The organism is Deltaproteobacteria bacterium, assembly GCA_016709225.1.
GTDB lineage: Bacteria > Myxococcota_A > Polyangia > Nannocystales > Nannocystaceae > Xiheibacterium > Xiheibacterium phototrophicum.
Window position 1 is genome coordinate 2,133,877 of record JADJEE010000002.1, and the last position, 21,556, is coordinate 2,155,432.

Genomic DNA, 21,556 nt, shown 5'->3' on the forward strand with positions numbered 1-21,556 from the left:
CCCGTTCGAGCCCCGTCACGAGAAGACCCCACCATGTCCGCAAGCCTCGATCGATTGATGCAAGTGGCTGCCAAGCGATACCAGGTCGAGCTGGCGTCGCTGCGCGCCGAGGACGACGTGTTCGAGAAGCTCGGCATCGACAGCTTCCAGGCCGTCGAGCTGATGAGCGAGCTCGAGCTCGAGTTCGACGTCGAGATCCCCGATTACGAGCTGCAGGGCGTGCGCACGTTCGGCCAGCTCGCCGCCACGATCGACAAGAGGCGCTAGATGCTCGAGCTCGGCCGCATTGGATCCGTCGGCGAGGCGATTCGGGACTCGATCGTCACGCACAAGCACAACGTCGCGCTCATCGAGGCCGACCGCCACCGCGAGAACGCGCGCTACACCTACCGCGAGCTGCAGCTCGCGGCCGAGCGTGTGACCTCGCTGCTGCACGAGCGTGACGTCGGCCCCGACGGTCGCGTCGCCATCCTCATGCAGAACCAGTCGCGGTGGCTGATCACCGCGCTCGGCGGGTTCTGGGCCGGCGCGGTGCTGATGCCGCTCGACTACAAGCTCACCGCCAAGGAGCAGCTAGCCCTGCTCGCGCACGGCAAGCCGCGCGTGTTGGTGACGGAGTGGTCGCGCTACCAGGACCTGCTGCGCGAGGCCGACCACGCAGTGCTCGAGCGCCTGCTGGTGCTGGTGACCGAGGCGCCCGAGAACGCCTCGCTGGGCCGCGCACAACGCTGGGAGCAGAGCACCTCGCAGCCGTTCCGGATGGTGCCCCGTCGTCGCGACGACGTCGCGTGCATCGTCTACTCGTCGGGCACGTCGGGCACGCCCAAGGGCGTCATGCTCACCCACGACAACTACCTCGAGCAGGCGCAGATCCTGGGGCGCCAATACCCGATGGAGGAGGACGACCGCTTCTTCTCGGTGCTGCCGACCAACCACGCGATCGACTTCATGAGCGGGTTCATCGGCCCGATGTTGTTCGGCGCCGCGGTGGTCCACCAGCGCACGCTGCGACCGCAGTACCTGCGCACGACCATGAAGAAGTACGGCATCACGCACATCGCGTTGGTGCCGACCATCCTCAAGAACCTCGAGGAGAAGGTCCGCGAGCGCCTCGACGAGCTGAGCGAGTGGCAGCGCCGCGCCATCGACGGGCTGACCAAGGTCAACGAGTGGATGACCGCGGCCCGGCCCAACCCATCGCTCTCGCGGCTGCTGCTCAAGCCCCTGCACGACGGCTTCGGCGGCAAGCTGCGGCTCATCTTCGCCGGCGGCGCGTTCATCGACTCGAGCGTGTCGCGCTTCTTCTACGACCTCGGCTTTCCGGTCGTGATCGGCTACGGCCTCACCGAGGCCTGCACGGTCGCGACCATCAACGACCTCGAGCCGTTCCGCCCCGACACCGTCGGCAAGCCGCTACCAGGGGTCGAGATCGAGGTCCGCGACGCCAACGACGTCGGCGTCGGCGAGGTGTGGATCAAGGCCCGCACCGTGATGAAGGGCTACCTCGACGCGCCCGAGCTCACCGCCGAGGCACTGGTCGACGGCTGGCTGCGCACCGGCGACCTCGGGGTCATCGACGCCGCGGGGCACCTCAAGCTGCTCGGCCGCGCCAAGAACATGATCGTCACCGAGGGCGGCAAGAACATCTACCCCGAGGACATCGAGAGCAACTTCGAGGACCTGCCGGACTGCGAGGAGTTCTGCGTGTTCGCGGCCAACTTCATCTGGCCCACCGGCTCGATGACCGGCGAGCAGCTGGTGATCGTCGTGCGACCCGAGCACGGTGACCACGCCAGCGAGGCGTTGGTCGAGGAGCTGCGCCGCCGCAACCGCAGGCTCGCGGACTTCAAGCGTCTGGCGGGCTATGTCGTGTGCACGCAGGAGTTCCCGGCGACCGCGTCGCTCAAGATCAAGCGCCCGCTGCTGGCCCAGCTGCTGCGCGACCGCGACCGCGCGACCGCGATTCACACGCTGTCGGAGTGACCCACGATGTCCGATGACGCCTGGCTCGCGATCGTGAATCCTGCCGCCGGCGGCGGTCGCTGCGGCAGGCAGTTCCCCGCCGCGTGTCAGCGGCTGCGCGAGGCCGGACTGGTGGTCGACGTGGTCGAGACCCAGGCCGCCGGCGAGGCCACCGCGCTGGCCCGCAGTGCGTGGCACGACGGTCGCCGCCGCTTCATCGCGGTGGGCGGCGACGGCACCGGCTTCGAGATCGTCAACGGCTTGTTCCCCGCGGCGACCGACGCCACCGTGAAGCCGCGACTGGGCTTCCTGCCGATGGGCACCGGCAACTCGTTCTTGCGCGACTTCACCGAGCAGGGCGCCGAGCACACCATCCGCGCACTGATCGACGATCGCACCCGCAGCTGCGACGTCGCGCGGCTGCACCACCGCGCCGGCACCATGCACTGGATCAACATCTTGTCGATCGGCTTCGTCGCCGACGTCAACGGCCTGCGCGCGCGCCGGTTCAAGCGCTGGGGCGAGTTCGGCTACGTCGCGGCGGTGGTGACGGCAGTCGCAGGCCTGCGCAGCCGGCCGTACCCGCTGGTCGCCGACGACGGCGAGCGCGACGAGGGCGCGATGGTGTTCGCGTCGTTCAACAACAGCCGCTTCACCGGCGGCAAGATGATGATGGCGCCCCACGCCGACACCGCGGACGGTCTGGTCGACTTCATCCGCGTGGGACCGCTGGGGCGGCTCGCGCTGCTGGCGACGTTCCCGAAGATCTTCTCCGGCCGGCACCTCGAGAACCCCGCAGTACGCGAGACCAAGCACCGTGTGATCACGTTCGACGTCAGCGACGAGATCGACGTCATGATCGACGGCGAAGCCGAGCGCGTGGTGCCCAAGGCGATCGACGTGCTCCCGGGCGCACTGGAGGTCTGCGTCTGATGAGCACGGCACGGACGTTGGCCATGACGTCAGCGCTGCTGCTGGCCGCGTGCGGTGGCCCCAGTGGCAGCGATGGTGGCAGTGGCAGCGGCGACACCACCACCGCTGCGGCGACCGGCAGCGAGGCGTCCTCGCAGGGGACCCTCGCCGACTCGAGCGCAGGCGGCAGCGACAGCGGCGAGACCCCGCCGTTCGGAATCGGTGCCGGGCCCTACGCTGCCGGCCATGCCAGCGCGGTGCTCACCTTCGGCACCGACCGCGAGGGTCGCGTCGAGTTCTGGTACCCCGCGGCGCCGACCATGATGCCCAGCGACGCGCTGGTCGACTTCGAGCCCGCCGGCGAGCGCCACGACGCGCTCGCGATGTTGGTCGACGCGGCGCCCGAGCCGTGCACGCGGCGCGTGACCGACTCGATCCGCGAGGCGATGGCGGCGGACACCGGCGGCGCGTGGCCGACGGTGGTGTTCTCGCACTGCTCCAACTGCTCGCGGCTCGATGGCGTTGCGCTGGCCGAGCGGCTGGCCAGCTGGGGCTTCTTGGTCGCCGCGCCCGACCACGAGGGCAACACGGTGTACGACTGGCTCGCCGGCGAGAGCGTCGGCGTGAACGCCGACTTCCTGCCGGTGCGGGGTGCCGACATCGTCGCGATTCTCGACGCGCTCGCGGCCGACGACGCCGGGTTGCCGGCGGTGGTGCGTGGCCACGCGGATCTCGAGCACGTCGGCATCATGGGCCACTCGTTCGGCTCGGTGACCGCGGGCTGGGTCGCGCAGTCCGACGACCGGGTCGATGCGGTGATGGGCATCGCGGCACCGTTCGAGAACCCGGTGCTGCCGGGAGTGATGGTGGCGTCGATCGACGTACCGGTGCTGTTCCTGCTCGCGCAGGAGGACAACAGCATCCTCGAGATCGGCAACAACCTCATCCGCAACAACTACGACGCCTCCGCCTCACCGGCGTGGCTGGTCGAGTTCGTCGATGCCGGGCACTGGTCGTTCTCGGACATCTGTGCGCTCACCACCGAGCTCGTGCCGGGTTGCGGCGAAGGCATGCGCATGGCCGCGCCGCACGATCCGTTCACGTACGTCGACATCGAGTCCACGCGGGCGCGCGCCAGCGACTGGGCCGCGGCGTTCTTCGGCGCCCACGTGGTGGGTGATGCCAGTGCGCAGGCGTGGCTCAGCGCGGCCGCGTCGGACGACGCCGTGCTCGTGCAGTCGCACTGACCGCGGCGCGCCGGCGCAACGCACCGAGCAATGGCGGCAGCAACCAGGCGCCGCCCCAGGGCCGACGCGAGTCGTCCGCCGTGCACGCGCAGCCACCGGCGCCGGCGTCGGCTTGATCCACGAGAGGTCCGCTCTCGCTACCCGCGGCCGTCCCCGCCTCGCCGTCGGCGGTCGTGGTGTCGCTGCCGGTCGTACCGGCGTCACCGCCGACATCACCCGTGGTGACGGACGCCGTCCCGCCGCTCGAGTCGTCGCCGCCAACCGTGGTGTCACCGCCCCCGCTCGTGCCGACGGCGGTCTCGCAGGGCGGATACCCATCGCCGGGATCCGCGACCAAGCGAACGTCGGCGCAGCTGTAGTAGCCACCGTTGCCCGACGCGGTGAGCTGCAACAGCTGCAACGTGCAGGCGTCGCAGGTGCACGCGGGCAGCTCGACCGCCTGCGTGACGTCCTGCGGGAGACCTTCTTCGGGTCGCTCGAACAGCACGGCGTCGTCGAAGCCGAGATCATCACTCGATCCCAGCGCGACCCGGAACGACCCGCCGTGCGGCTGCGTGATGATCCACGCCAGCTCGACGGTGCCGCCGGCGGGCAGCTCCGTGATCGTGGCGGTCGGCGCGACCCCGCCACAGGGGCCGTCCGTGAGCCCGTCGGCCAGCGACCGCGCGGGCGGATCGACCCAGCGCGAGTGCGCCTGCGCGACCGCAGCGAAGGCGAACACGGCGCTACAGCAGGCCAGCCACAGGCCGATCCGAACCAGTCGCGAGACGGTCGCGGCCGGCGTTGGTCGGCCCGTCAAGCCACGCGCTTGCCCGCGAGCGTCGGTGCGTACTTGCGATCGATGCCCATGATGTGGGCCGTCAGCCACAAGCGCAGGAACGAGAAGAACGCCGGCGCCAGCTTGCCCGGTCCGGCTTGGAAGTCGCTGACGTGTTGATCGAGCTTCGCCAGCAGGTCCTTGTGGACCCACGTGTGGTTCTCGAAGCCGTCGTAGCCCGCGGCCTTCATCCGCGCCTCCTCGTGCGAGAAGTGCTTGCGCGTCAGATCCACCAAGCTCTTGACCAGGCCGCCCAGCACCGCCTTGCTCGCACCCTGCTCGGCACGATCGTGGATGTCGTTCATGGCTGCGATCAGCCCGCGGTGCTCGGCGTCCATGTCGTCGACGCCCAGCAGAAGTTTGGGGTCCCACGCGAAGAAGGTCATGCGGCTCCAGCCTTTCCCGCAAGGTCTGTCGACCGCCGGGCCGCCGGGCTGTTGCGAACAATCTGCGGGTCGATGTCATGCGCCGGTCTCCTTGGGTAGTTCGTCGCGGCTGCCCCACTCGGCCCACGACCCGTCGTACAGCCGCACGTCCGCGTGGCCGAGGCTCACCAGAGCGACCCACGCGACCGACGCCCGCATGCCCGACTGGCAGTAGGTCACGACGGTGGCCCCCGGTGGAACGTCGCGGTACAGCGCCGCGAGCGCGTCGTCGTCCAGGAAGGTGCCCTCCCGGACGGTGGACTGCCAGTCGACCGACACCGCACCGGGGATGTGCCCCGCGGCGTACTCCGCCGGTGAGCGCGCGTCGATCAACACGACGTCGGGATCGTCGAGGTGCTCGAGCACCCAGTCGGCGTCGACGCGGAGCTCGTCGCGGACGTCGTCGATCGCATAGTCGGTGGGCACCGCGACCGACGGTCCGGACGCGGTCGGTAGGCCGGCCGTGCGCCACGCCTGCATGCCGCCGTCGACCAGCGCGAACGCCTCGTGGCCGAACAGCGACAGTGTCCACGCCACGCGTGCGGGCGTCAGCCCGGTGTCATCGCCGACCACGACCACCGGCGCGTCTCGGGGCAGGCCCGCCGCGGCGAGCACGGCCGCGCCCACGGCCGGCTCGACGGCCTCGTTGGTCAAACCATCGACCTCGCGCATCAACGCGCCGGGATCGAGCAGCAGTGCACCATCCGGCCGCTCGGCCTCGAACTGCGACGGCGACCGCACGTCGAGCAGCACGACCCCGGGAATCGCGGCCGCCTCGTCGGCCGTCACGCAGGTCGCCGAGCGCGGCTCACTGGCCGCACCGCGCCCGGCGTCGACGCAGCCGAGGATCGCCAGCATACGCAAGAGACCGAGTCGAGCTGCGTGGTGCATCCGTCCAACACGATATCCCGCCCACGCCCGGGTGGTTGCACACCGTGGCCGGGGACCGAGCAATGGTGTCATCGCCTCGCGAAGGCGCGTCGCGGGCTGCTAGCATCCGGCGACGCGGGGCCGTTCCTGGTCCGCGCGCGCTCGCGGACGCGAGCCACCCCTCGGTTCGCACTCGATGGTCTCCCACGCCCTGATCTCGCTCCTGCTGGCGGCCCCGGCCATGCCCGCGCCGAGCAGCGACGACGAGGCCGCCGACCGCCCGGCCGACTACACCCTCGAGTGGCGCGCACCGCCGCTGTGCCCCTCGGCCGTCGAGGTGCACAGCCGCATCGCAGCGCTGCGCCACGCCGCGCCCGGTGGTGCGGGCGCGGTGCGCATCATCGGCGAGGTCGAGCGCCGCGCAACCACCGACGGCGGGCACTACGTGCTCGTGCTCGCGACCGACTTCGCAGGCCGCCACGATCGCCGTCGCGTCACTGCAAAGGCCTGTGACGCCCTGGTCGAGAGCACCGCAATCGTGGTGGCGACCGCGCTCGACCTCGGGGTCGTCGCCGCGATGGCGACGCTCGTCGACGAGCCTCCGACGCCGACGCCCGAGCCGGCACCGACGACTGCGCGGGGGCCCGCTCCGATACCGCCCGACGAGCTCGATGTCGCCGGCGAGGACGATGCGACCGCCGCGATTGCCCCGCCACCGCGCGCGCGCGCGCTCCGACCGGCGGCTTCGCTGCGTGGGGCGTTGGTCGGGGAGCTCGGCATCCTCGGGCAGGCCACCGGCGGCGTCGCGGTCGGTGTCGGTGCTGCATGGCGGCGCGCGAGCCTCGAGCTCACCGGCATGTACCTCGCGCCACGGGTCCGTCGCGACCCCGCGGGTCGCGGCGGCCGCTTCGACGCCGGCGTCGTCAATCTGCGCGGCTGTGCGCTCCCGCGCGTGGGTCGACTCGAGCTGCCGCTGTGCGGCGGCTTCGAGCTCGGCGATGTCCGCGTCGACACTCGCGGGATCCGACCGCGGCGACTGCACGCGCTGACCGGCGGACCGCTGGTCGCCGTCGGTGTCGCCGGCACGTGGGGTCGCTTCCGACTGTCGTTCGGGCTCGAGACACTCGTGCGTGTGTTGGGGGCGCGCTGGCAGCTCGACGGGGCGGTGGCCTTCGAGCAGCTGGTGGTCTCGGCGCGGGCCGTGCTCGGCGCCGAGGTCCGCCTCGGCGCTGGGCCCGGTCGAAAATCGACCGCGGCGCGAAAAAAACCTGCCAGCGTGGACATGAGATAGCGAGGTGCAGCCCCCGTCCCCGCACGCCCTCCGCCGCAGCGCCTCGAACCAGGCGTTCGGGCGGTTCTACCGCGAGCACTTCGGCTTCGTGTGGCACGCCGTCGGGCGCTTCGGCGTGGGAGATCCCGAGCGCGGCGACGTCGTGCAGGAGACCTTCCTGGCGGCCTATCGCCGCGACGCCGACCGGCTCGAGACCCCGCGGGCTTGGCTGTACGGCGCGGCGCGGCGCATGGCGAGCAACCATCGGCGCGGCGCAGCGCGGGCCCATCGCAAGCACAGCGCACTCGCGCACAGCGGCGCCGCGGCGGTCTGCGTCACCGCCACCGAGGCCCTCGGCGCACTCGAGCGATTCCTCGAGACGCTCGACGACGGCGACCGCGAGCTCTTCGTGCTCTCGGAGCTCGAGGGCCTGCGCGGCGCAGAGCTGGCGGCGATGCTCGGCGTCGAGCTACCGCGGATCTACGCCCGGCTGCGCCTGCTACGGGCGCGCGTGGGCGCAGCGGCGATCGACGATGCCCACGTGTCGTGGTCGCGCGCGCGCACGGAACTGTCCCAGCGATCGATGGGGGCCTGGCTCGCGCTCGTGCCGATGTTGCCGACCAAGGCCGCGGCGGTGACCTCGATCGCCACCGGTGGCGCGCTCGCGAAGGTGCTCGCGATCACGACGGCGATCGCCGTGCCCTCGGCGGTGGCCGCATCGTGGCTGCGCGAGGCCGAGCCGCCCCACGCGGCCGCGCCGAGCGAGCCTGCGACCACCGCAGCGGCCACCGCCGCAGCAGGACCGGCGCCGGCACCCGCCGCGATCGCGATCGACAGCGGCGCGTCGCCACCTGACCTGCCCGAAGCGGCGCAGCCACCCGCGCGTGCGGCCGTATCGGCACTGGCACCGGCCCCGGCGGGCGCACGCTCGAGTGAAGATCCCACCGTCCTCGACAACGCGATGCTGCGCACCGCCATCGAAGCCCTCGGTCACGGTGATGCCGCGGCCGCGCTCGCCGGCCTCGATCGTCATGCGCGCGAGTTCCCCGACAGCGCACAGGCCGACGTTCGTGCGGCCCTGCGGGTCGAGGCACTGTGCGCCGCAGGCAAGCCCGCGCAGGCGCGGGGCGAGGCCCACGCGTTCGTGCAGCGACACCCGCGCTCACCGTTGGTCGACCGCGTGCGCGGGGCCTGTCCCGACGCGGAGAATTCTGCAGCTGCTTCGATCGAGACCCCTTGAACCGGACACTGCTGCTTTCGAGATGACCCGAAACACCACCACCACCGCCTCGCACCCCATGCGCCTCGTCGCGAGCCTCTCGCTCTGCCTCGCCCTGCCACTGGGCGGCTGCATCAAGTCCCTCGATCTCGACGACGACGGTACGGACCAGACCGGCGGATCCGACACCGACGGCGGCGGCACCGAGGGCGGCGGCACCGGCAACGTCTCCACCGGCGCCAGTGGAGGTGGCGGGGGGGTCAGTGGCGAGGCCACCTCGGCCGCCGACGGGGTCAGTGGCGAGGCCACCTCGGCCGCCGACACCGAGGGCGATGGCACGGCTGAAGCGGTCTGCCCAGGCTTCTGCGTCTGGGAGAACACCTGCAACGGCGAGTCCGATCCGCAGTGCTTCGAGTCGTGCGTGGAGAACTACGATGGGTACGCCGACCTCGATCCCGCGTGCAACCAGGCGATGCACGAGTGGACCGCCTGCGTGTCGATGGTGCAGGGCTGCGACATCACCGAGTGCTCGGTCTGGGCCTACGCGCTGCAGACCTGCGAGGACACCTATAGCTGCGCGGGCGGTGAAGGTGGTGGGGACGGTGGCGCCGGTGGTCTCGGGTCGTGCCAGTGGGAGCGCAGCTGCGGCGACGGCCCGGTGTACGCGATGAGCTGCGCGGACGGTACCTGCAGCTGCACCATCGACGGCGAGCCGGCCGGCGAGTGCGAACAGGGTGCGACGATCTGCAGCGAGGACAACATCGACGGCCTCGAGCAGGCCATGAACGAGTGCTGCGGCTTCGAGGGCTGATTCGCGCATTCCGGCCGGCGGCGCGGGCGGGCCGCTCGCCCGCCCGCGCAAGCCGACCCGATGGGGCCGCGCGCACACGCGACGCGCGGACCCATGGACGAACGCCCCGCGATCCTGACAACCTCATGGGATGCCGAAGCTTGCCTTGCTCGTACGATGGGCCGCGATCACGGGCGCGTCTGCCCTGCTCGGACTCTCGTGCGCCGACGACGACGCCATCCCCTCGACGAGCGTCGGCGGCAGCGCCTCCGAAGGCAGCACCTCGACCACCGGCACCAGCGGCACCGTCGCCGACAGCACCGGTGGCAGCGGCGGCTCGGGCAGCGGCGGTGCCGACTCGAGCGCCGGCACCAGCGCGGCCTCGAGCGAAGGATCGACCACCGGCGAGCCGTGTCGCGTCGACGCCGACTGCGACGACGACAACGATTGCACCGACGATCACTGTGGCGCGGCCGGCTGCACCCACGCGCCGATCCACGGTCAGCCCGCACCGGTTGGGCAGATCGACGGCGACTGCCAGGTCGAGTTCTGCGTGAACGGCACGCCGACGCCGGCCAACAGCGACAACGATCTACCCGACGACGGCAACGTGTGCACGGACGACGTGTGCAACATGGGCGTGGGGTCGAACCCCGACTCGCCGGCCGGCACGCCCTGCAACGGCGTCGGCGTGTGCGACGGCATGGGTGCCTGCAGCGAGTGCATCAGCCCCGACGACTGCGATCAGCTGCCGGTCGACGACGAGTGTCAGCAGCGCACCTGCGAGTCCAACACGTGCGGCCAGGTCTTCACCGAGCTCGACACCCCGCTGTCGATCCAGCAGCCCGGCGATTGCCATCTGCAGGTCTGCGACGGCGAGGGCGGTGTGACGGCGGGCATCGACGACACCGACCTGCCGGTCGACGGACTCGAGTGCACCAGCGACACCTGCGACGACGGCGTCCCGGCCAACGACCCGCTGCCGCCCGGTAGCCCCTGCGCCGCGGGCGTCTGCGACGGGCTCGGCGGCTGCGTCGGCTGCGTCGACGCCAGCGACTGCAACGGCCAGGACAGCTTCTGCCGCGCGTACCTGTGCCAGGACGGCGCGTGCACCGTGGCCGACACCGCGAGCGGCACCGTGCTACCCGCCATCGACCAGGCCGACAACGACTGTCAGGTGATGGTCTGTGATGGCAACGGCAACGCGGTCGCGATCGCCGACACCGACGACATCCCGCTCGACGACGGCAACGACTGCACCGAAGAGGTCTGCAACGGCACCCTGCCCGATCACGCCGATCTGCCCATCGACACCGACTGCAACAGCAACGGCGGCACCTTCTGCGATGGCGCGGGCAGCTGCGTCGGCTGCAACGACGCCTCGCAGTGTCCGGCCGCGGGGCAGTGTCACGCAGCCACCTGCGAGAACAACGTGTGTGGCATCGAGGTGACCGCCAACGTCGCCTGCAACGATGGTCTCTTCTGCACCGCCACCGACACCTGCAACGTGGCCGGCGTGTGCGTCGGCAGCGGGACCCCGTGCAACGGACCGGACGGCGACAGCAACTGCTCCGAGAGCTGCGACGAGAACGCCAACAACTGCCTGGGCAACGATCCCTCCGGTGCAGCGTGCAGCGACGGGCTGTTCTGCACCACCGGCGATGTCTGCGACGGCAACGGCACCTGCCAGGGCGGTGGCAACCCCTGCGCCGCGTTCGTCGGCGACAACGACACCGACTGCTCCGAGAGCTGCAACGAAGGCACCGACAGCTGCACGGCCAACGACCCCAACGGCTCGTCGTGCAACGACAGCCTGTTCTGCACGGTGACCGACACCTGCACCAACGGCGTCTGCGGCGGCACCGGCAACCCCTGCACCGCCAACGTGGGTGACAACGACTCCGACTGCTCGGAGAGCTGCAACGAAGTCACCAACGCCTGCACGAGCAACGATCCCAACGGCTCGAGCTGCAACGACGGCCTCTTCTGCACCGTGACCGACACCTGCACGGGCGGCGTCTGCGGCGGCGCCGGCAACCCCTGCACCGTCAACGTCGGCGACAACGACACCGACTGCTCGGAGAGCTGCAACGAAGTCACCAACAACTGCACGAGCAATGACCCCAACGGCTCGCACTGCAACGACGGCCTCTTCTGCACCGTGACCGACACCTGCACGGGCGGCGTCTGCGGTGGCACCGGCAACCCCTGCAGCGGAGCCGATGGCGACAACAACTGCAGCGAGTCGTGCAACGAGACCTTGAACAACTGCTCGGCCGCGGACCCCAACGGTTCGTCCTGCGCCGACGGCTTGTTCTGCACCTCGGGCGACGCCTGTCAGGGCGGCACGTGTGTCGGCGGGTCCAATCCCTGCCCCGGCCCCGACGGCGACACCGACTGCAGCGAGACCTGCAACGAGACCCTGAACAACTGCAGCACCAACGACCCCAACGGCTCGGCCTGCGACGTGTCCTGCTTCATCGACGGCAGCTGCCTCAACGGCGGCTGCGTCACCGTGTGTCCGTGAACGAAGGGCGGCGAATCCCGGCGCCCGACCTTCACGCGAACGGATCGCACACGCCGCGGGTCGGGTGGCCGATGTCGAGGCAGTCCTCGACCGGCCCGCACTCGAACGTGCCGAGCGTGCAGAAGTTGGTGCAGCGCCCCGCGTAGCACTCGAACAGGATGTCGCAGTCGGTGCCCTCGACGCAGGGCGCGTTCAGGTTGCCGCACGCGTCGCAGCTCTCGCACAGGCCGTACTCCACGGTCGCGAAGCGGCACACCGCGATGCCGTCGCACTCCTCGAGATCGCCGGGGTACGAGCACATTGCACCGTCGTCGGGGATGTCGAGCATCGGATCGAGCGGCGTACCCCCGCCGCCGGTCGAGCCGGTGTCGACGACCCCGCCACTGCCGCTGCCGCTGTCGGCCACACCGGTGGAGTCCCCCGAGCCCGTGCTCGAGCCACCGCTGGTCGCGTCGGTCGAGCCGCCGCTGCCGCCGGCGGTGTCGTCGCTACCGCTGGCGCCGCCATCGGTGCTGGCGACGGTGGTCGAGAGCGTCGCCGCCGAGCCACCGCTGACTCCCGTGAAGCCATCGCCGCCGTCGACCGTGCACGCCGCCGCCAACGCCAGCGCACCCGAGCCACCCAGCCCACCCAAGCATCGCGACCATCGGCTCGACATGGGCATCCTCGGGGCAGTCGACGCGCAACCGGTCGCTCGGTTGCACGCCCATCCTCTACATCGTCACCCGCAGGCGCTGGCGCCCCCACGTGCCCGGCGGACCGTCGAAGTGCCCCGCGAGTCGCTGCCCACAGCGGCCGCAGCTCCCGTCGCGATCGAGACGCCACGCACCGATCGCGTACCAGTCGCGTTCGATCACGAGCTCGCCGCAGCCACCACAGTAGGTCGACTGGCCCTCGGGATCGTGCACGTTGCCGGTGTAGACGTGGCGCAGGCCGTGGCGCAGCGCCTGCCGACGCGCGCGCTGCACGGTGTCGACGGGCGTGCGCCCGCGCTCCATCAGCTTGAAGTCGGGATGGAACGCGGTGAAGTGCAGCGGCGTGTCGGGGCCGAGCGTCTCGACGAACCACCCGCACAGCGCGTCGATCTCGGACTCGGAGTCGTTCTCACCGGGGATGAGCAGCGTGGTGACCTCGAGCCACACCTGGGTCTCGCGCTTGAGCCATGCCAACGTCTGCTTGACCGGCTCGAGCTCCGCGAAACACAGCTTGCGATAGAACCGCTCGCTGAAGGCCTTGAGGTCGACGTTGGCGGCGTCGACGTGCTCGAAGAACGGCGCGCGTGCGCCCTCGCCGATGTAGCCGGCGGTCACGGCCACGGTCGCGATGCCGTGCTCGCGACAGGCCTTCGCGGTGTCGATCGCGAACTCGGCGAAGATCACCGGATCGTTGTAGGTGAACGCGACCGAGCGCGCCTCGCAGCGGATCGCCGCGGCCGCGATGGCCTCGGGCAGCGCGCGATCGGTGAGCCGATGATCCTGACGGGCCTTCGAAATGTCCCAGTTCTGACAGAAGCGGCAGCCGAGGTTGCAACCCGCGGTGCCGAACGACAGCACGCTGGTGCCGGGCAAGAAGTGGTTGAGCGGCTTCTTCTCGATCGGGTCGACGCAGAAGCCCGACGCGCGACCGTAGCTGGTCAGCACCAGCTGATCGTCGCGGCGCTCGCGGACGAAGCAGAATCCGCGCTGGCCATCCTGCAAGGTGCACCCACGCGGGCACAGATCGCAGCGCAGGCGCCCGTCGCCCGCGGGCGTCCACCACTGTGCTGGCACGACGCCAGGTTCGATCTCGGTGCGAGCCATCGGTCCCCTCGGGGGCCCGTCCAGCATGGCGCGGGCCGGTCCAGCATGGCGCGGGCGTCGCTGCCGCGCCATGCGACGCAGAATCGACGCGATCGCGGCCGCTTCGGCGGGTGTCCGCCCCCTCCGACCACCCGATCGCGGGAGAACCCCCGTTCGTGAACTCACAGAGGGTACCGCCGGGGAAGCGCGTACAGGTTTTCTCGCGGCCGAGCGAAGGGATGCACCCCATGCCAACATGCACGCTGCGGGGATCCAACGGCGATGAAGACCTCTCTTCCATGTGCGGCTGTGGTGTTGAGCTTGGCGGGCTGCGGCGGCGACGGGACACCCCAGGGTGACGGCTCGGCCTCCGAGAGCGGCGGTGTCTCGATCACCGACTCTGCGAGCGGTGGCACCTCGAGCTCGGGTGGTGCGTCGGCGAGCGCCAGCGCGACGCAGGGCACGATGACCACCGAAGGCACGGGCACCGATCCGACCGCGGCCGACAGCGGCGATCCGCCGGTCGTGTTCGACGTCGGCGTGCTGCCCGATCTGCCGCCGGTGGTGTGCGATGGCAACGGCGACGGCAACGTCGACATCCCGGACCTCTCGTACATCTGGATCTCCAACTCGTCGCAGGGCACGGTCTCGAAGATCGACACGCAGTCGATCGTCGAGGAAGCGCGCTACTACGCGAAGCAGTCCGGTGGCGATCCGTCGCGCACCTCGGTGAACTTGAACGGCGACGTCGCAGTCGCCAATCGCAACGGCGGCGTCGCGAAGTTCTGGGCCGACCCCGAGAGCTGCGAAGAGAGCAACGGCATGGGTGGGCTGCAGACCTCGACCGGCTCCGGCGACATCCTGCCGTGGGGCACCGAGGAGTGCCTGGCCTGGTACCTGCCGCTGGTGTGCGGCTCGAACCGCCCGGTCGCGTGGACCCGCGGCGTGTTCGACGAGCAGACCTGCAGCTGGGTCGATGCCAAGCTGTGGACGGTCTGCGACTCCAACGTGCTGCTCATCAACGGCGACAGCGGTGAGATCGAGGAGACCATCGCGCTCGATGGCGGTTTCCCGTTCGTCTACGGCGGCGCCGCGGATGCCGACGGCAACTTCTGGGGCCTGGATACCGGCGGAGGTCGCCTCTTCCGCGTCGATCACGAGGACTACTCGGTGCTGTCGTATGCGCTGCCGCCCAACGATGGCTACGGCATCACCGTCGACTCGCAGGGCCGTCCGTGGGTCTGCGGTGGCGGTGCGGTGGCGCGCTTCAACCTCGACGACTCGACCTGGACCTCGAGCGCGGGTGGCTTCGGCGGCATCGGTGGCTGCATGACCGACGGCGACCAGCTCATCTGGCACAGCAACAGCAATGGCATGCTGCTCGGCTTCAACATCGAGACCCTCGACGTCGACGAGATGGTCCAGCTGCCCGAGTACGTGCACGGCGTCAGCGTCGACTTCTACGGCTACGTTTGGGGCGTCGGCTTCGCCAACAACAATGCCTACCGCGCCGACCCGATGACCGGCATCGTCGACACCTACAACGGCCTCACGGGCGCGTACACGTACAGCGACATGACCGGCTTCGCCCTCAGCACGGCGGGCGGCGGCGGCGTGCCGTCGGGTTGATCGGTCGGGTCGGGACACGGTCGGGTCCGCGGGGGCGGGGTGCTATGCTCCGCCCTTCGCGTGTCTGGGAGTCGCTACCTCGAGGTCGTGCAGACGCTCATCGATCCTCCGATCGAGGCGCGTCTGCTGTGGATTCGGGCGCAGGCGGCCACGTTGGCGATGTCCGACGGCAGCCTCTGCGCGGTCTTCGATGCCGAGGCGATCGGCGACGACGAGCTCGCCGCAGCGATGACGCGATTCGTCCGCGGCAACGACCACCTCGGCGTGAAGGTGGTGCTGGTCGGCGCCGCGCCGCGACACCGCACGCTGCTGTCGAGCCTGCAGCCGCGCGTGATGATGGGCCGCATCGTGCAGGTGTTCGCGCTCGAGCAGGACGGACAGACCTGGGTCGGCGCGCGCTCGCGGCTCGACTCCCCGACCGGGCGGACGCTGGTCGAGGTCGCACGCCGGCCGCCGATTGCGATCGATCTCGCCACGGTCGCCGAGCGCCAGCGTCCCCCCGATGCCGAGCAAGTCGCGCACGCGCGCGAGGTGTTGTCGTTCGTGCACAAAACCCGCGCCGGACGCCCGTGGGCGGTGTGGAGCTTGCTCGCGGGCATCGCCGGCGTGTTCGCGCTCGAGTGGCTGTGGGGTGGCACCGAACTGACGCCGACGCTCGTGCGCATGGGCGCCAACCTGTCGGCGCGATGGACCGCCGAGCCGTGGCGCTTGCTGTCCTCGGCGTGGTTGCACGCGGGGCCGGTGCACGTGCTCGTCAACGGCATCGCGTTGCTGCTGCTGGGTGGCCTCATCGAGCGCTTGCTCGGCTGGCCGCGGCTGGTGCTGCTCTACGTCGCGGCCGCGCTCGGCGGCAGCCTCGCGAGCGCGATCGGTGCGCAGGCACAGCTCAGCGTCGGTGCCTCGGGCGCCATCTGGGGCATCCTCGGCGCCTCCGCGGCGCTGGCGTGGCGTCCTGCCGGGCTCGTGCCCGACGCGGTGCTACCCCAGCTGCGCCGCAACGCCTTCATGAACATCGCGATCAACCTGCTGCTGTCGATGAAGCCCGAGATCGATCTGCTCGCGCACGTCGGTGGTGGCATCGTCGGTGGCGCGCTGGTGTGGAGCGGGCTGCTGACCCGCGGCGTCGGTGATGGACAGCGAAGTGGCGGCCGTCGGCTCGCGGCCGCAGCGGCAGCGGCCGTGGCGCTGTTGCTCGCGTCGTTGCCGATCGCGTGGTCGCGCGAGCGCCCCTGGGCACTCGATGACCTCGAGCCTCGGCAGCTGATCGCGCTGTCGGAGCGCGACGGGACCATCGAGGTCCCGCCGACCCTCGCGGGCCTGCGCGCGCAGGACGGCACGACCCTGCGCAGCTACGAGCTCGGCGATCTGCGGGTCGACGCGTTCGAGCTGCACGTGGTGATCGGCGATGCACCTCCGCGTGCGCCCGACGCGGATGTCGATCCGCGGACCATCGCCAGCGATGCGCTGGGGGTGCCGGAGCAGCACCTGCAGCTGCTCGACGGCCCCGATGCGCCGCGCTGGCCGACCTTCGTGACGCATGACCACGAGGGCCAGCTCGACGTGCTCGCGGCCTGCCAGGTGCGCGAGGATGGTTTCGTACGGCTCGAGGCCGCGCACTGGTCGGCGCTGCCGGGCTTCGGGCCCGCGCTCGAGCGGGCGCTGCGGTCCTACGATCGGCCGTGATCGACGCGGGTTCGCCGATGGTTCGTCCATCGACGCGACAAGCCCGGGCGGGACGTGTCGATCCCGTTCGTGAACCGTCCAGCGCAAGCGCGTCCCGCCCGCATCCCGGCTTCCGTCACCGTGATCCTGCTGTGTGGCTGCGCCCCGCGGGGGCCCGCCAGTGGCGACGCAGGGCTGACCGCAGCGAGCTTTGCCGAAGGAGGATCGGACGATGACGGCGATGGCGACGCGACCGCGGCGGGCGAAGAGACCGCTGCGGGCTCCGGCAACGTCGACACCACCACGACGCCGGGGTCGGGCACGTCGGCCACCACCGGCGACGACGGCAACGACGACGCGGCATCGGGGGGCACGACCGCGGACCCACCGGCCGGATGCAACGCGGGGCCCAGCATCGTTGGCGTCACCAACGACGGCGAGTACAACCACGCGGAGTCCTTTCCGATCCGCTTCACCTTCGACGACGACCTCTACGCGACCTCGCAGCGCGTGGTGTGGGCGAGCCCCGACGCCGGAGCACAGCACGAGCACCTGCCCGATGGTGGCTGGGACGGCTGCGGCGCGGCTCGCTTCTGGCCGCCGTCGATCTACGAGAACATGTCGGGGATCGGTCAGATCCTGGATCTGCGCGAGGTGATGGAGAGCTCGACCTTGGCGATCCGCTACTGCATCAGCGCGGGCGCGAGCTTCGCGGAGCTGAGCTCGGGCGCCAAGCCGATCATCCTGTGGCGCGCGGCACCCGGAAGCGACGTCGAGGGCCACGACGATGCCGTGGGGTCGCGCCCGATGGTCATCAGCCGGCCCGATCCCGAGGGCCGCGGCATCGCCTACGGCCTGTGCGACGGCACCGTATGCACCTACGTCGGCGGTGACTTCTGGCCCGATGGCAGCGATACCTGGTTGCTGTCCGACGACGGCTGGTCGTGCCTCGAGTTCGACTTCGATCTCGCCAACGACGAGATGCAGCTCTTCGTCACCACCCAGGACGGTCGCTTCCACGACACGCCATACCTCAGCGCCAGCTTCCGCGACGAAGCCTCGGGCCCCGGCGGGGTCTTCACCGCGATCGACATCGTCGGCGGCTACTTTGCGCAGGCGACATCGGACCCCGACAACTACTACACGATCGATGACCTCGTGGTCGACGTCGCCCACATCGGCCCGCCGCCGGGCTTCGCGGAATGACGCGCGCGCGACCGTCGCTCGCGAGCCTCGCGTTCATTCGTCCGGCGCCAACGCCCGCGCGAGGCTCACGTCGAGCCGGCTGCGAATGAGCATCATGATGCTGTCGAGCTCGCGGGGGCTGACGGCGAGGCGCTCGCCGAGCACGCGCCGCGTGCCCGCCACCAGTTCATCGCGTGCCGCAGCGATCCGACGGGCGATGGTCGCGTGATGGACACCATGCATCCGCGCCAGCTCGCGCACCGTCAGGCCGTGGACCACCGATTGTCGCAGCAGCGTGCGGTCGGCGGCCTCGAGTTGCGCGACGGTCTCGAGGAATGCCTGCCGAAATGCGTCGCGGTAGGTGTGCTTGAGGTGATCGAGCTCGGGATCGTCGGGGCTCGGCTCGAGCTCGAAGATGTCGGCGTCGGCGGCCGGGCGATCCGGACGCGGCTTGTTGCGGGTGGCGTTCAGCGCCATGCGCATCGCGGTCACGCGAACCCACGCGCCGAGGTTGCCGTGGCCGGAGTAGCGAGCGATCGCCGGTCCGGTCTCGCCGTCGCCCACGAACAAGCGATGACGCAGCGCCTGCATGAAGTCGTCGGGGAGCAACGCGTGGTCCCGCAACCGACGCAGCGCTGCGCGGAGCTCGGCCGCATAGGCCGCCTCGAACGCCGCAATTGCCCGGCTGTCGCCACGGTCGCACGCGCAGGCCAGCCACAGGTCCGCGGCCACGACGTGGCCGACCTGCTCGACGACCGAGGGTTCGTCGGCCATGCGCGCGGCGAGATGCGCCACGAATGCCGCATCGGAGAGGACCAGCTCGGGCCAGCGCGCGCGGGCATGCGCGACGATGGTCGGCAGCATGCTCGCGAGCTGGAGCCGCTCGGCCGCGTCCAGCACGGCCGTGTCGGGCAGCGCCGCCACGAAGGCCTCGAGCAGCGCGGTCATCGGTCGGCTCCGAGTCGTTGGTCGAGACGCACCAGCCGGCGTGCGGCGTCGGCGTGGCCGAGCTCACGGGCGCGCTCGTACTGCGCGCGTGCGTCGTCGTAGCGCAGCACCTTGAAGTACACATCGCCGAGATCGAGATGGATCGCAGCGTCGCGCGGCGCCACGGCGCTGGCGCGCTCGAGCAGCTCCGCCGCCGACTCGTAGGCCCGACGTTGGAACGAGACCTCCGCGAGCCCGGTCAGCGCCCGCACGTCGTCGCGATCCACCGCCAGCGCGCGGTGGAACGCCGCCGCTGCCTGCTCGAGATCGCCGCGGCGAAGCGCGTCGCGCCCCACGCGAACGTTGTCGCCGCCGGCACTGCGCGGGCTCGGGCGGACCGGCTCGGGCGCCGCCGGTCGGACGGGCGCCGCGATCGACGACGCATCGGAGGGCGGCGCGCGATGGGCCTCGGCGTCGACCTGCGCGAGGGTCGGCCGCACCGGTGGCACCGACGCGTCGGCGAGCTGCGTCCGTCGACCGCGGCCGCGTGCGACCGCAGCGCGCCCGGGGTCACCGAGCACGCGCTCGAGCGCCGAGGTGATCGCCGCCGGCGGTTCGGGATCACCGGCGTACGCGAGCTCGATGCGCTGGTCGCGAGCCTCCGCGTCGTCATCGGCGAGTGCGAGCACCGGCGCCACCGCGCGCAGCTCGGGCGCCTCGAACGAGGGGCCCGCCGCGCGCTCGCGCAGGGCCACCACCGCCGCGATCGAGACCCCGGCGCGGGCCAACGCGCGCGGGTGGTCATCGGCGAACACCAACGCGGCCGCATAGTACTCCGCGGCGAACGGGCGGCCGCCATCGATCTCCCAGAACCGATCGCCCAACCGCACCAAGGTGTCGGCGAACTCGTCGCGAAGCACCGCGGCACGCTCGTCGGCGATCGCACCGACGGCGCCTTGCTGGGCCTCGAGCTCGAGCACCTTGGTGTAGGCGGTCGGCTGCGCAGGTGCCTCGACCGCGGGATACACGAAGTGGGTCTGGGCCGCGGCCGCACGGGCCTCGTGGACGATCGCATCGACGGCCGCGAGCTGGTCGGGTGGCGGCGCCAACGCGGGTGCGAGCACCAAGCCCCACACCGCTGCGCCACCGACCACCAGCGCCACCGAGGCGGCCACGGCTCGCCACCGTCGCGCGCGTCGATCGTGCTGCAGGGCGTCGATGATCGCGTGCATCGACTCGAAGCGCTGCGCGGGGTCGGCCGCGATCGCGCGCAAGGCCACCCGCCGTAGCCACGCGGGTGTCCGACCGACGACGGTGGCGGTGATGGTCCCGCTCGCGGCCGCGGCATGCAGCTGCTCGCTGGTGTCGCCAGCAAACGGCCGCACGCCATGCAGCGCCTCGAACAACGCCACGCCGAAGCCGAACTGATCGGCTCGCGCGTCGACGCGGGCACCGCGATGCTGCTCCGGAGACATGTACGCGGGCGTGCCGATCGCGATGCCCGAACGCGTGAGCGAGGCCTCGAGCGTCGACGCATGCAGCGGCGGCGCCCCGCGATCGCCTGCGCCATCATCATGGGAGCCGAACGCCCGCGCGAGCCCGAAGTCGGCGATCTGCACCCGCTCGTCGTGGCCGATCAGGATGTTGCTGGGCTTGACGTCGCGGTGCACCAGCCCTGCGTCGTGCACGGCCGCGAGACCCCGCGCGGCCGCGAGGAAGATGTCACGCACCTGCGACCAGCTACGCGGCTCGGCCAGCAGCCACTCGCGCAACGTGCTGCCCTCGACCAGCTCCATCGCGATGAACACCTGCGAGCCGACCACCCCGACGTCGTAGACCGCGACCACGTTCGGGTGGCGGAGCTTGGCCAGCGCCTGCGCCTCGCGGACCAAGCGCGAGCGCAGCTCGTCGCCCGCGGCGGCGCCATGAGTGATCAGCTTGATCGCGATGCGGCGATCGAGCTCGGGATCGTAGGCCGCGTAGACCCGGCCCAGCCCCCCCTCGCCGACCAGCTCCAGCACGAGATGGCGGCCGAGCGTCGACCCCCGCGCCACCGCGGCGTCGCCCGCAGTCGCACGCCCCGACATCCCTGTGGCCTCGAGTCGCGCAGCCTCTGCCACCAGGCCCACGCACACCTCGCAGCCGTCGACGTGCGCGGCGATCCGTTGGCGCATCGCTGCACCCGCGTGCCCCTGCGCGTAGGCAACGATCTCGTCGGCGTCGGGGCAGATCATCGACACCCCATCGACATGGTAGCCTGAGGCCGCAGCGCTGGGCATCGCGTGTGCGCTCGGCCTCGTCCCCTCGCTCTCGACCCATGCGAAGGCATCGACATC

At 71.0% G+C, this 21,556-nt stretch carries 18 protein-coding genes; 11 read left to right on the forward strand and 7 right to left on the reverse strand.

What is annotated here, in order from left to right; genetic code table 11:
* Positions 1 to 33: 33 nt before the first annotated feature.
* The 4 genes from IPH07_23005 to IPH07_23020 are packed head-to-tail and all read left to right on the forward strand — an operon-like array spanning position 34 to position 4,121.
* Positions 34 to 267, forward strand: coding sequence for an acyl carrier protein (locus tag IPH07_23005; protein ID MBK6920287.1), 234 nt, complete (start codon positions 34 to 36; stop codon positions 265 to 267).
* Positions 268 to 1,983, forward strand: a complete 1,716-nt coding sequence (locus tag IPH07_23010; GenBank protein MBK6920288.1) for an AMP-binding protein — start codon at positions 268 to 270, stop codon at positions 1,981 to 1,983.
* A 6-nt stretch (positions 1,984 to 1,989) separates the two neighbouring features.
* Entirely contained in the window at positions 1,990 to 2,895 is a 906-nt protein-coding gene (locus tag IPH07_23015) for a diacylglycerol kinase family lipid kinase (GenBank protein ID MBK6920289.1), read from the forward strand.
* Positions 2,895 to 4,121: a dienelactone hydrolase family protein gene (locus IPH07_23020; protein ID MBK6920290.1), complete on the forward strand. Its 1,227-nt coding sequence runs from the start codon at positions 2,895 to 2,897 to the stop codon at positions 4,119 to 4,121. Before IPH07_23015 ends, IPH07_23020 begins: the two co-directional genes overlap by 1 nt.
* Here the strand turns inward: IPH07_23020 and IPH07_23025 are convergent.
* The 3 genes from IPH07_23025 to IPH07_23035 form a co-directional block, all read right to left on the reverse strand.
* The gene (locus tag IPH07_23025) at positions 4,075 to 4,920 is read right to left on the reverse strand and encodes a lytic polysaccharide monooxygenase (GenBank protein ID MBK6920291.1); all 846 of its coding nucleotides are present in this window, start codon (positions 4,918 to 4,920) and stop codon (positions 4,075 to 4,077) included. The genes IPH07_23020 and IPH07_23025 overlap by 47 nt on opposite strands.
* The gene (locus IPH07_23030; GenBank protein ID MBK6920292.1) at positions 4,917 to 5,324 is read right to left on the reverse strand and encodes a hemerythrin family protein; all 408 of its coding nucleotides are present in this window, start codon (positions 5,322 to 5,324) and stop codon (positions 4,917 to 4,919) included. The genes IPH07_23025 and IPH07_23030 overlap by 4 nt, the downstream gene beginning before the upstream one ends.
* Before the next feature lie 75 nt (positions 5,325 to 5,399).
* Positions 5,400 to 6,227 (reverse strand): sulfurtransferase, encoded by an 828-nt coding sequence (locus IPH07_23035; protein MBK6920293.1) that lies wholly within the window; start codon positions 6,225 to 6,227, stop codon positions 5,400 to 5,402.
* A gap of 202 nt (positions 6,228 to 6,429) precedes the next feature.
* On the opposite strand from IPH07_23035, the gene IPH07_23040 reads away from it, so the two are divergent.
* The 4 genes from IPH07_23040 (at position 6,430) to IPH07_23055 (ending at position 12,039) form a co-directional block, all read left to right on the forward strand.
* On the forward strand, positions 6,430 to 7,524 hold the full coding sequence (locus IPH07_23040; GenBank protein ID MBK6920294.1) for a hypothetical protein: 1,095 nt from the start codon (positions 6,430 to 6,432) through the stop codon (positions 7,522 to 7,524).
* Positions 7,525 to 7,528: 4 nt separating this feature from the next.
* Positions 7,529 to 8,743, forward strand: coding sequence for a sigma-70 family RNA polymerase sigma factor (locus IPH07_23045; GenBank protein ID MBK6920295.1), 1,215 nt, complete (start codon positions 7,529 to 7,531; stop codon positions 8,741 to 8,743).
* A gap of 22 nt (positions 8,744 to 8,765) precedes the next feature.
* Complete coding sequence (locus IPH07_23050; protein ID MBK6920296.1) at positions 8,766 to 9,533, forward strand: hypothetical protein; 768 nt, start codon at positions 8,766 to 8,768, stop codon at positions 9,531 to 9,533.
* Between the two features lie 130 nt (positions 9,534 to 9,663).
* Positions 9,664 to 12,039, forward strand: a complete 2,376-nt coding sequence (locus tag IPH07_23055) for a hypothetical protein (protein ID MBK6920297.1) — start codon at positions 9,664 to 9,666, stop codon at positions 12,037 to 12,039.
* 31 nt (positions 12,040 to 12,070) lie between these two features.
* Here IPH07_23055 and IPH07_23060 read toward each other — a convergent pair whose 3' ends face one another.
* Both IPH07_23060 and amrS read right to left on the reverse strand, forming a co-directional pair.
* Entirely contained in the window at positions 12,071 to 12,697 is a 627-nt protein-coding gene (locus IPH07_23060; protein ID MBK6920298.1) for a hypothetical protein, read from the reverse strand.
* Positions 12,698 to 12,752: 55 nt separating this feature from the next.
* Positions 12,753 to 13,838: an AmmeMemoRadiSam system radical SAM enzyme gene (gene amrS, locus IPH07_23065; protein ID MBK6920299.1), complete on the reverse strand. Its 1,086-nt coding sequence runs from the start codon at positions 13,836 to 13,838 to the stop codon at positions 12,753 to 12,755.
* A 261-nt stretch (positions 13,839 to 14,099) separates the two neighbouring features.
* Between amrS and IPH07_23070 the strand changes: the two genes are divergently transcribed.
* The 3 genes from IPH07_23070 to IPH07_23080 all read left to right on the forward strand — a co-directional run bounded on the left by IPH07_23070 (position 14,100) and on the right by IPH07_23080 (position 18,314).
* Positions 14,100 to 15,446 carry a hypothetical protein gene (locus IPH07_23070; protein MBK6920300.1) on the forward strand — a complete coding sequence of 449 codons (1,347 nt, stop codon included), beginning with the start codon at positions 14,100 to 14,102 and terminating at the stop codon, positions 15,444 to 15,446.
* Positions 15,447 to 15,506: 60 nt separating this feature from the next.
* A complete protein-coding gene (locus tag IPH07_23075) occupies positions 15,507 to 17,129 on the forward strand; it encodes a rhomboid family intramembrane serine protease (GenBank protein MBK6920301.1) in 1,623 nt (540 codons plus the stop codon).
* Positions 17,130 to 17,198: 69 nt separating this feature from the next.
* Positions 17,199 to 18,314, forward strand: a complete 1,116-nt coding sequence (locus IPH07_23080; GenBank protein MBK6920302.1) for a hypothetical protein — start codon at positions 17,199 to 17,201, stop codon at positions 18,312 to 18,314.
* Positions 18,315 to 18,347: 33 nt separating this feature from the next.
* Here IPH07_23080 and IPH07_23085 read toward each other — a convergent pair whose 3' ends face one another.
* Both IPH07_23085 and IPH07_23090 read right to left on the reverse strand, forming a co-directional pair.
* Positions 18,348 to 19,241 carry a sigma-70 family RNA polymerase sigma factor gene (locus IPH07_23085; GenBank protein MBK6920303.1) on the reverse strand — a complete coding sequence of 298 codons (894 nt, stop codon included), beginning with the start codon at positions 19,239 to 19,241 and terminating at the stop codon, positions 18,348 to 18,350.
* Positions 19,238 to 21,460, reverse strand: coding sequence for a protein kinase (locus IPH07_23090; protein MBK6920304.1), 2,223 nt, complete (start codon positions 21,458 to 21,460; stop codon positions 19,238 to 19,240). The genes IPH07_23085 and IPH07_23090 overlap by 4 nt, the downstream gene beginning before the upstream one ends.
* Between the last annotated feature and the right edge of the window lie 96 nt (positions 21,461 to 21,556).

Bases quoted from the DNA above. Each gene is read 5' to 3' on its own strand.
- IPH07_23005 (MBK6920287.1), top strand. From the start codon at position 34: ATGTCCGCAAGCCTCGATCGATTGATGCAAGTGGCTGCCAAGCGATAC.
- IPH07_23010 (MBK6920288.1), top strand. From the start codon at position 268: ATGCTCGAGCTCGGCCGCATTGGATCCGTCGGCGAGGCGATTCGGGAC.
- IPH07_23015 (MBK6920289.1), top strand. From the start codon at position 1,990: ATGTCCGATGACGCCTGGCTCGCGATCGTGAATCCTGCCGCCGGCGGC.
- IPH07_23020 (MBK6920290.1), top strand. From the start codon at position 2,895: ATGAGCACGGCACGGACGTTGGCCATGACGTCAGCGCTGCTGCTGGCC.
- IPH07_23030 (MBK6920292.1), bottom strand. From the start codon at position 5,324: ATGACCTTCTTCGCGTGGGACCCCAAACTTCTGCTGGGCGTCGACGAC.
- IPH07_23040 (MBK6920294.1), top strand. From the start codon at position 6,430: ATGGTCTCCCACGCCCTGATCTCGCTCCTGCTGGCGGCCCCGGCCATG.
- IPH07_23050 (MBK6920296.1), top strand. From the start codon at position 8,766: ATGACCCGAAACACCACCACCACCGCCTCGCACCCCATGCGCCTCGTC.
- IPH07_23055 (MBK6920297.1), top strand. From the start codon at position 9,664: ATGCCGAAGCTTGCCTTGCTCGTACGATGGGCCGCGATCACGGGCGCG.
- IPH07_23060 (MBK6920298.1), bottom strand. From the start codon at position 12,697: ATGTCGAGCCGATGGTCGCGATGCTTGGGTGGGCTGGGTGGCTCGGGT.
- amrS (MBK6920299.1), bottom strand. From the start codon at position 13,838: ATGGCTCGCACCGAGATCGAACCTGGCGTCGTGCCAGCACAGTGGTGG.
- IPH07_23070 (MBK6920300.1), top strand. From the start codon at position 14,100: ATGAAGACCTCTCTTCCATGTGCGGCTGTGGTGTTGAGCTTGGCGGGC.
- IPH07_23085 (MBK6920303.1), bottom strand. From the start codon at position 19,241: ATGACCGCGCTGCTCGAGGCCTTCGTGGCGGCGCTGCCCGACACGGCC.